This is a genomic window from Halomonas korlensis (genome assembly GCF_900116705.1).
Taxonomy (GTDB): domain Bacteria; phylum Pseudomonadota; class Gammaproteobacteria; order Pseudomonadales; family Halomonadaceae; genus Halomonas; species Halomonas korlensis.
Map to the genome: position 1 here is coordinate 1 of NZ_FPBP01000027.1, position 7,036 is coordinate 7,036.

7 protein-coding genes are annotated in these 7,036 nt (G+C 59.7%); 2 read left to right on the forward strand and 5 right to left on the reverse strand.

Translation table 11 applies throughout. The features are described from left to right. Positions 1 to 288: 288 nt before the first annotated feature. Together BM341_RS18715 and BM341_RS18720 are read left to right on the forward strand one after the other, a co-directional pair. A complete protein-coding gene (locus tag BM341_RS18715; protein ID WP_139233050.1) occupies positions 289 to 1,047 on the forward strand; it encodes a YtxH domain-containing protein in 759 nt (252 codons plus the stop codon). Positions 1,048 to 1,142: 95 nt separating this feature from the next. Continuing rightward, positions 1,143 to 2,117, forward strand: coding sequence for a patatin-like phospholipase family protein (locus tag BM341_RS18720; protein WP_089797823.1), 975 nt, complete (start codon positions 1,143 to 1,145; stop codon positions 2,115 to 2,117). A 66-nt stretch (positions 2,118 to 2,183) separates the two neighbouring features. Here BM341_RS18720 and BM341_RS18725 read toward each other — a convergent pair whose 3' ends face one another. The 5 genes from BM341_RS18725 to BM341_RS18745 all read right to left on the reverse strand — a co-directional run. Beyond that, positions 2,184 to 3,188: a lysylphosphatidylglycerol synthase domain-containing protein gene (locus tag BM341_RS18725; RefSeq protein WP_089797825.1), complete on the reverse strand. Its 1,005-nt coding sequence runs from the start codon at positions 3,186 to 3,188 to the stop codon at positions 2,184 to 2,186. A gap of 7 nt (positions 3,189 to 3,195) precedes the next feature. Continuing rightward, positions 3,196 to 4,401, reverse strand: coding sequence for a cardiolipin synthase ClsB (gene clsB / locus BM341_RS18730; RefSeq protein ID WP_089797827.1), 1,206 nt, complete (start codon positions 4,399 to 4,401; stop codon positions 3,196 to 3,198). Next, positions 4,392 to 5,180, reverse strand: coding sequence for an endonuclease/exonuclease/phosphatase family protein (locus tag BM341_RS18735; RefSeq protein WP_342713904.1), 789 nt, complete (start codon positions 5,178 to 5,180; stop codon positions 4,392 to 4,394). Before BM341_RS18735 ends, clsB begins: the two co-directional genes overlap by 10 nt. A gap of 139 nt (positions 5,181 to 5,319) precedes the next feature. Next, positions 5,320 to 5,508, reverse strand: a complete 189-nt coding sequence (locus BM341_RS18740; RefSeq protein ID WP_089797829.1) for a DUF3008 family protein — start codon at positions 5,506 to 5,508, stop codon at positions 5,320 to 5,322. Between the two features lie 111 nt (positions 5,509 to 5,619). Next, positions 5,620 to 7,036 (reverse strand): DUF3618 domain-containing protein (locus BM341_RS18745; protein WP_089797831.1); only part of this gene is annotated, 1,417 nt, incomplete at its 5' end.

The following is a 7,036-nucleotide window of genomic DNA, read 5'->3' on the forward strand; positions in this document are numbered from 1 at the left end:
CCGTCGCGGCCGGCCCACGCCACGCCGACACAGCCGATCCCCGAGAGCGCGTTCTCCTCGACGCCCAGCGCGAGCCCCTCCCCCGCGGGCGCGTCGACCAGCGCGTCCAGCGCGAGCGGGTACACGACCAGCCCCTCCCCCGAGAGTCGCGTCACCGCCGGTCGGCCCTACGGCAGCAGTACTGGCAGCGGCAGCACCGGCACGCATGGCGATACGGCCTCGATCAGCGCCTCGTCCGCCGGCACCCCGTCGTCGCCCGGGGCTTCCTCGAGCGCCATGGGCACCGGGATGACGTCATCCCCCCGTGGCGCGAGCAGCGGCGGCGCCGACCACGACAGTGGTCAGCACCGCAGCGGCAGCAATATGAAGGACCGGGTGCGGGAGACGACCGCCAACGTCAAGGAGAGGACACAGCACATGAGCGAGAAGATGACGGAGCGCGCCCAGCACCTACGCGAGAGCCTGCACGACCGGACCGCCCACGCGCAGCAGGGCTACCAGGCGCGCCGGCAGGACATGACGCAGCGCGCCCGGCACCTTGGCCACCAGTCGACGGGCTTCATCCAGGAGCACCCGCTGGTCGCCGGGGCGCTGGGCTTTGCGATCGGCGCGGCGCTGGGCAGCATGCTACCCGCCACGCGGGTGGAAGACGAGTACCTGGGCGAGTACCGCGACCGGGCGCTGGACAAGGCCGGCGAGCGCGGCCAGGAGCAGCTGGAAAGGGCCCAGCAGACCGTGCACGAGAAGGCCGAGCAGACCCGCGACGAGGCCGAGACGGGCGGCAAGAGCGGCAGTGCGAGCTCCCCTGGCACGAGCTCAACCTCGAGTGCCAGCCCCTCGCGCCCTGGCGGCGGGACGACCTCGTCGTCGACCGGCAGCGCGTCGGGGACCACCACCAGCACCTCGGACCGCCCCGCAGCGGGCAGCACGCCCCCGACCCCCGACAACGCCCCCACATCCGGTGGTAGCACCGGCACCAGCAGCACCCAGAGCAAGGGCCCGAGCCAGGGCGGTAGTGGCAGCACCCCGCCCCCGCGTAAGTCCTAGCATCAATATGAGGTAAAACGTCAGCGATCGTGCCGGCCATCGGGCCATGGCTCGATGGCTGACGGTACGCATGACGTACGCTGCAAGGCTGAGAGATGACTGAACGTACGGTACTAGTCCTGAGTGGAGGCGGCGCCCTGGGCGCTTATCAGTGCGGCGTTTATCGCGCCATGGTGAGACACATGGATAGCGATGCCTTGCGTACCATGGTGATCGTAGGAGCCTCAATCGGTGCAGTGAACGGGTTTCTCATTGCATCACGCATGCAGGACCCGGATTCAGGCGTCAGCGCCCTGAAGCATTTCTGGCGCAATGTGTCTCTCCCCTCTGCTCCATTCCTGCCGATGCCGGACCCACGCTCCCGGCGTTTGAATGCTGTCTTGACGGGAATGGCTTTCGGTAATCCTGTCATCTTGCCTGGTATTCCTGGCGGTTTGATCGGTGGGCTATATTCCTACCCTCATGCGGCAAGCTATACCAATACCCCGCTGGTAAGGATGGTCGGCGACTTCGCCAGGGAGTACGGCGGCAATGACGCTTCAGGGCCGCGCCTAATGATACGTGCCATCGATATTGCCGAAGCTGCCCCGGTCTGGTTCGACAGCGCTCAGGAAACCATCGTGCCGTCCATGATTGGCGCCAGCAGTGCCATCCCCTTGTTGTTCAAGCCCGCTTGGCATGATGGTCGCGCCTACTGGGACGGTGATATCTGGCACCAAGGCATCGCCACCCCGGGGCTGGGCCGTATAACCCAAGGGCAAGAAGGGGAGACGGAACGCTATCACGTGGTGACGGTGGAGCTTTTCAAGCGCACAACCCAGCAGAAACTGGCTATCGGTGCGGGAAGCTATCTCGATCACTTCCGGCGAATGTTCATGGGGGCCCGCAGTGACGAGGACATCGATAATATTGTCGGCTTGCAAAAGGGGCTACGGGTGACTCGCATCCAACGTAACCCGCATCCCCATGAAGAGGACTCCGCCTACCTGCTCGACTGGTCGCCGGAACGCATTGAGTACTTGCTGGCTCAGGGAGAGGCCGATGCTGAACAAGCGTTCAGCTCTACCTGAAAATACGACAAGGCCTAGCCAGATCGAAGCAGGCATCCGAACAGCCATAAAAGCAGCCTACCGGCGTTACAATTTACCGTATCTGTCACTGCAGCCTGCGTGTAGCTTTTTATCTTTCCTGGACCCTCTTTCCAAGATTAGGTAAATAATGCTGGCTACCGCTAAAGGAAAGAGAAAGTAAATGGCACGATAGCCAATCAGCGCAGCGAGTATCTCACTGGTGGCTACCTGATGCTGAAGTAAAGCGATGAAGACGGCTTCAAGCACGCCCAGACCAGCGGGAATATGCGTTACCACCCCGGCGATGCTGCTGACGAGAAGAATGCCAAGTATAGTAGGATAGAAGATACCTTCCGGCAGAAGAAGATAGACCAGAGCGGCCATCAGGGACCAGTTTGCGGCTCCCAGGCCTGCCTGAAGCAGTGCCATCCGCAGCGAGGGCAAGGTGATTTCATGGTTTCGCCACCGCCAAGTACGCCGTTTGGAAAAGCGACAAGCCGCCAGATACAGGAATGACACGGCTAACAGCCCGACACCGATCAATTGTAAGCCCGCCACGCCAACCTGCCACCTTTCCGGAAGCGTGACCAGGCGTAGAGTAAATATTGTACCGGCCAGCATCATGTAACCCAGCCAGTTTGTGATGAGGCTTAGGCTCAGAACACGAGTTATATTTCCTACACTCAAGCCAAAACGGGTATAAAGGCGGTAGCGCAATGCAATGCCTCCAACCCAGGCTCCAAAATTCAGATTAAAGGCATAACACACGAAAGCCAGTGGCATGACGTATCGCACCGGTAGTTTATGGTTCGTATAGGCCTTGCCCAACAGGTCATAGCCACTGAATACTGCATGGCTGGCAGCGGCGATGCCCAGTCCAGCCAGCAGGGTAAGAGGACCGTAATCTTGCAGCGTGGTAACAACTTCAGACCAATCCACATTGCGGAGCAGCGAAAACAGTAGAACCGGAACCAGAATGAAGAAAAAGAGCGTAACACCACGCTTGAGCCAGCGCCGCCAGGGTTTACGCTTGGGTTCCTTTCTTATGCTCGCCTTTTTATCTACTTCCATGACAGCCTCAGCGCAGCACTCGCTTCTTTTTTGACGTCTTCACTGTCAATGGCTTGATCTTCGGAGAATGGGCGGGACGCCATCCCACAATGTTGGGAAAGTGGCGCAAAAAATGGAAGCTAGCCACCGTGAAGGGTGCCCGCCACCAATGTCCTTTAGTTGCTATTTCGCGGGTCACTTCTTGGGAGCTGTTGTTAACTATATCAACAAGGTGCTCGTATACATTTTTATTTAGCCTGGCATCTCGAATAAAAAGGTTAGCCTCCAGGTTCAAGGATAGACTGAGCGGATCAAGATTGCTGGAGCCCACCGTTACCCATTCATGATCGACGATAGCGATCTTGCCATGCAGAGGACGCTCTTTATATTCATATATTCGTACGCCAACGTTTAGCAATCGACTGTAGAGGAAGCTAGAAAGGCTTCTTGTCCAGGGTCTGTCGGGCTGACCCTGTAATATCAATGTCACTTTCACTCCCCGACGTGACGCATTCGCTAATTCATGCCAGATACGATAGCTGGGAAAAAAATAGGCGTTAGCAATAATTAGCCGAGAAGAAGCCGATTGAATCGCCAGGAGATATTGATCCTCAATATCGGTGGGGTGACTGTTATTGTCACGGATAGCCATTAATATGTCGGCTTTCCCAGCCTCAGGCGCAGCCGACGTGAGCTCGGGCAGCTCTTGGATAGCCTGGTGCTCCAGAAGGAAAGATGTGGCGGCAGCGCGAATATCGTCCACTATCGGGCCATGTACCCGCACAGCATAATCTTGTTTGCCCATAGGGTCTTTTTCTGGCAAGTGGTCGGCGCCAAAATTGATGCCGCCAATATAAGCCACCTCACCATCTACCACGACAATCTTGCGATGCAAGCGACGAAACAGGTTCGTACGCATACCAAGTCGACGCGGCCGCGGATCGTATATATGCATGTTGATGCCCGCGGCTTTTAAGTCAGCAATATAATCGCTGTTCAGATCCGCCGTACCATACCCATCCACCGTTATATCAATTTTCACCTGCTTCGCTGCAGCTTCCAGCAGGGCATCTTTCAGTTCCCTCCCCACTTCGTCGTCAAAGATGATAAAAGTCTCGAGGAGGATTTCGTGGCGAGCAGAACGTATGGAGTCGAAGACGCTCGGAAAGAACTGGCACCCATTTATCAGTAGTTCGACTTGATTACCTTCTCGCCATTCAAAGTTCACAAACATACCTCTGCGATGAGTGGCACATGATCAGAGAGGTGTGACCAAGGTCGGTGGTAAAGGGCTTCAGGATTGCGAACGCAGGCATTTCTGATGTAAATCCGGTCGAGTCGCAAAAAGGGCCAGCGTGCTGGAAAGCTTTTTGCAGGACGGCCGTAGTGAGAAACAAAGACCTCATGAACATCGCATTCAGCGAGTATCTTGTTGGCCTGTAACCGCCAGTCGTTGAAGTCACCCGCGATGATAATGGGTTCGCTTTTCGGTATCGACTCCAGTAGCTCACACAAGAGCATTAACTGCTCCAGGCGATGCGCTTGACGCAAACCAAGGTGAACGCAGATGGCATGCACCCTCGAATGGCCCGGTACGTCGAGTAGACAATGGAGCAGCCCGCGCTCCTCGGTGCCTGTAATGGAAATGTCCCTATTTTCATAGCTCAGAATCGGAAATCGGGAGAGCAAGGCATTTCCGTGGTCGCCATCGGGATAGACGGCATTACGGCCATATGCAAAGTCTGGCCACATCGTGTCGGCCAAGTATTCATATTGCGGAACATCCGGCCAGTCATAAAAACGGATGGCATGCTTTCTGTTTACGCCGATCACTTCCTGAAGAAAGACCATGTCGGTAGAAAGCGTATTGACGGCGTCACGCAACTCTGGCAACACATGACGCCGATTGAAAAAACTGAAGCCCTTATGCACGTTTATTGTCATGATATGCAGAGTCTGCAAGCGCGCCGTGGAGCGCGTGTTTTTCTGCGAAACTTGGCCAGCAGTGCTCACCCGATTTCTCCCTTTTTAACGGGCAACGCTTCACCGCTCTGTAAAGACAGGTATATATTAAGACGTGCAAATAGTGGTGCCTTGCGCTCCATAGTGATGTAGGGGCACTCATTGCTGAACTGGTCGCCGCAATAGCGCTTCACGAGTCAGACTTATGGTTCGGTTTACCTTTGCGATTCGACGATGCCATTTCTTCCAATTCTTCTTCACTCATCGAGTCGTACATCGACTTGGCGGCCCCCTCCAGGTCACTGACCTTTGTTTCGCCACGCTTGGCGGCAAGGGCCGCTCCGGCGGCCATTTGCTGAGATTTAGATTTCGCGGGCATCCTGATATCCCCCTATTGCCATTCGTCCTGTAGGCAATACTCGAGCCGGACATAGACATTGAGGCCTGGCTCGAGCATCGCTCCTTTTCCTTTATCCTCTCTCTGCCGCGCTCAGGACTTGCGCGGTGACGGAGTGTGGCCACTACCGCCCTGACCCTGGCCCGTCGCGCTGGCGGTACCGGCTGGGGTAGACGCCGCGCCACCCGGCGTGGAGGTGGCGCCAGGCGTGGACAAGGCACCGGAAGCCGGGGGCGTGCTGCCCGCTGCGGGGCGGTCTGAGGTATTGGTGGTACCGCCTGGGGTAGACGCCGCGCCACCCGGCGTGGAGGTGGCGCCAGGCGTGGACAAGGCACCGGAAGCCGGGGGCGTGCTGCCCGCTGCGGGGCGGTCCGAGGTGCGGGTGGTGGTCCCGGACGCGCTGCCGGTCGTCGACGAGGTCGTCCCGCCGCCAGGGCGCGAGGTACCGGTACTGGAACTCGAGGTTGAGCTCGTGCCAGGGGAGCTCGCGCTGCCGCTCTTGCCGCCCGTCTCGGCCTCGTCGCGGGTCTGCTCGGCCTTCTCGTGCACGGTCTGCTGGGCCCTTTCCAGTTGCTCCTGGCCGCGCTCGCCGGCCTTGTCCAGCGCCCGGTCGCGGTACTCGCCCAGGTATTCGTCTTCCATCCGCGAGGCGGGCAGCATGCTGCCCAGCGCCGCGCCGATCGCAAAGCCCAGCGCCCCGGCGACCAGCGGGTGCTCCTGGATAAAGCCCGTCGACTGGTGGCCAAGGTGCCGGGCGCGCTGGGTCATGTCCTGCCGGCGCGCCTGGTAGCCCTGCTGCGCGTGGGAGGTCCGGTCGTGCAGGCTCTCGCGCAGGTGCTGGGCGCGCTCCGTCATCTTCTCGCTCATGTGTTGTGTCCTCTCCTTGACGTTGGCGGTCGTCTCCTGCAGTCGGCCTTTCAGGTGGCTGCCGCCGCGGTGCTGGCCACTGTCGTGGTCGGTGCTGTCACTGCTCGCGCCACGGGCGGATGACGTCATCCCGGTGCCCATGGCGCTCGAGGAAGCCCCGGGCGACGACGGGGTGCCGGCGGACGAGGCGCTGATCGAGGCCGTGTCGCCGTGCGTGCCGGTGCTAGCAGTGCTGGCAGTGCTGGTACTGCTGCCGTAGGGCCGGCCGGCGGTGACGCGACTCTCGGGGGAGGGGCTGGTCGTGTACCCGCTCGCGCTGGACGCGCCCGCGGGGGAGGGGCTCGCGCTGGGCGTCGAGGAGAACGCGCTCTCGGGGATCGGCTGTGTCGGCGTGGCGTGGGCCGGCCGCGACGGTTGGCGCTGGGCCATCATCAGCCAGCCCAGCCCCACGCTGGTCATCAGAAACGGCAGCGGGTGCTGCTTGACGCTGTTGCCCAGGTTGGACAGGAACTCGTTGGCGCCCCCCTGGCGCAGGTACTCGTAGGAGGAGTTCCACAGCTTCTGCGGCGAGATGCGCTCCTCGATCTCGTGCAGGGTGCTGTCCAGGCGTTCGCGCGTCTCGTGGATATCGCTCTCGATCTCG

Bases quoted from the DNA above. Each gene is read 5' to 3' on its own strand.
- BM341_RS18715 (WP_139233050.1), top strand. From the start codon at position 289: ATGACGTCATCCCCCCGTGGCGCGAGCAGCGGCGGCGCCGACCACGAC.
- BM341_RS18720 (WP_089797823.1), top strand. From the start codon at position 1,143: ATGACTGAACGTACGGTACTAGTCCTGAGTGGAGGCGGCGCCCTGGGC.
- BM341_RS18725 (WP_089797825.1), bottom strand. From the start codon at position 3,188: ATGGAAGTAGATAAAAAGGCGAGCATAAGAAAGGAACCCAAGCGTAAA.
- clsB (WP_089797827.1), bottom strand. From the start codon at position 4,401: ATGTTTGTGAACTTTGAATGGCGAGAAGGTAATCAAGTCGAACTACTG.
- BM341_RS18740 (WP_089797829.1), bottom strand. From the start codon at position 5,508: ATGCCCGCGAAATCTAAATCTCAGCAAATGGCCGCCGGAGCGGCCCTT.